Genomic DNA, 1,816 nt, shown 5'->3' with positions numbered 1-1,816 from the left:
CGGCCTGCAGGAACAAACGGGCCTCGGCGTCGACAAACGCCGCCGCCGAGCGGTGCGACACTGCAACACCCTTGGGTGTTCCGGTGGAGCCGGAGGTGAAAATGATCCAGGCGTCGTCGTCGGGGGTCGGCATCCTCGGTGCAGGGAAAGGAGCTTTCCGCCCCTTTTGAACCACCGGTTTGCGCCCCGCGCGCAGGATGCCTGCGACCTTCGCTTCGGAGAACACAAGTTTGGCGCGTTCGTCGGGGTCGTCGGCGTCCACCGGGACGTAGGCTGCCCCGATCATGAGGATCGCGAGGATGGCGATGTAGAGCTCGGCGGTTCCGGACGGAATACGAACGCCGATCCGGTCGCCAGCACCCAGCCCGGCCAGGTGAAGCTTTTTCCCCATCGCCCTGACACTCGAGAGCAACTCGGCGTAACTGAGGCTGGTGGTGCCGTCGTCGAGCGCTGAGGCGTCGGGAAACGAGTCAGCAGTGGCGGTGAGGATATCAATCAGGGTGCGCGGCTGCGGGGCCGCTGACCGGCGGGAAAGTTGGGGGGTATGCGGCGTCACCAGATAAGTGTCCCATCCGGAATCGGGACTCGTGGCGGCTACACGCCGTCGTCGGTCACAAACCGAATCACACGAAAACCAGGTACGTCACGACGGTGATCAGGCCGGTCAGTGCGGCACCCCAGGCGAGGTCCACGGCGATCAGGACCGCTGGCCACCGTTTCAGTGTCGAGGCATTGGTGAGGTCATAGGTCGCATAGGCGAAAAAGCCCAGCGCCCCACCGTAGCCCAACGCTGCCAACCATGACTCGGCGGCCAATGCGGGCTGAACAGCGAAGAGCACGATGCCCGCTACATAGATTAGGTAGAACGCTGCCGCATAGAGAAAATTGGGTTTGTCGGCAAGCTGGTCGCCGAGATGCCGACGATAAAATTTGCTCATCGATTTGAGCCACACGGCGTCCAGCAGCAGGAATGTCGCTGCGGCAACCAGAAACTGCAGGAAGATCATGGACAGGAGCCTAACCCAGATGACCGGTGCCGACCTGTTCGTGGTGCGCCGTACCGCCTCGGCCGGCGCCGCCGCTGACCTGGCGGAGGGCATCACCTTGCTGCGCGCTGTGGCGGCGGGGGAGCGTCCCGCTACGCTGCGACTCTATCGGCCGGAGCCCACCGTGGCGTTCGGGCAACGCGACACCCGGTTGCCGGGTTTCCCTGCCGCCGAAGAGGCTGCACGGGCACTGGGGTTTGAGCCGCTCGTGCGCCGGGCGGGCGGCAGGGCCGCGGCCTATCATCGTGGCTGCCTGGTGATCGATCATGTCGAGCCGCAGACTGACGCCGTCGCCGGGTCGCGGAACCGCTTCTCCGGATTCGGTGAACTACTCGCGTCAGCGCTGCGCTCGGTGGGAGTGACCGCGGCGGTGGGTGAAATTCCCGGCGAGTACTGTCCCGGCGAATACAGCGTGCACGGCATTGGCGATGACGGTCGGCGCGTGAAGCTGGTGGGGACAGCCCAGCGGGTGGTCGCCGGAGCCTGGCTCTTTTCCTCGGTAATTGTGGTGGAAGACTCGGCCCCGATCCGGGAAGTGTTGACCTCGTCGTACGCGGCGATGGGACTGGACTGGGACCCGGCCACGGCTGGCGCCGCGAATGACCTGGTGCGTGGCCTGACCGTCGGCGACGTCGAAGACGCCGTCCTGGCCGCCTATCGCCGCGCGGGATATGGGTTTGAGCCGTCGGAGACTTCCACAGCGGTCCAGCCCAGCGCATCCTGACAGCCAGAACGACCGTTGCGAGCTAATCGCGCCGGTTTCCACCGGC

3 protein-coding genes (1 of these 3 cut by a window edge) are annotated in these 1,816 nt (G+C 65.5%); 1 reads left to right on the top strand and 2 read right to left on the bottom strand.

What is annotated here, in order from left to right:
- Together B384_RS0107280 and B384_RS0107275 are read right to left on the bottom strand one after the other, a co-directional pair.
- Window positions 1-556, bottom strand: partial view of a Pls/PosA family non-ribosomal peptide synthetase gene (locus B384_RS0107280; RefSeq protein ID WP_019482458.1) — the beginning only. 3,323 nt of this gene lie to the left of the window's left edge; 556 of the gene's 3,879 nt are visible here — the first part of the coding sequence; the start codon lies at window positions 554-556; the stop codon falls past the left edge of the window.
- A gap of 67 nt (window positions 557-623) precedes the next feature.
- On the bottom strand, window positions 624-1,007 hold the full coding sequence (locus B384_RS0107275; protein WP_019482457.1) for a DUF2177 family protein: 384 nt from the start codon (window positions 1,005-1,007) through the stop codon (window positions 624-626).
- Here B384_RS0107275 and B384_RS18140 point away from each other — a divergent pair.
- Window positions 1,006-1,770 carry a lipoate--protein ligase family protein gene (locus B384_RS18140; protein ID WP_019482456.1) on the top strand — a complete coding sequence of 255 codons (765 nt, stop codon included), beginning with the start codon at window positions 1,006-1,008 and terminating at the stop codon, window positions 1,768-1,770. The genes B384_RS0107275 and B384_RS18140 overlap by 2 nt on opposite strands.
- Window positions 1,771-1,816: the final 46 nt, after the last annotated feature.

The sequence above is a fragment of the Arthrobacter sp. TB 23 genome (assembly GCF_000294595.1).
GTDB lineage: Bacteria > Actinomycetota > Actinomycetes > Actinomycetales > Micrococcaceae > Arthrobacter_D.
The sequence above is the reverse complement of the archived record's forward strand: the minus strand, read 5'-3'. Positions and strand labels throughout refer to the sequence as shown.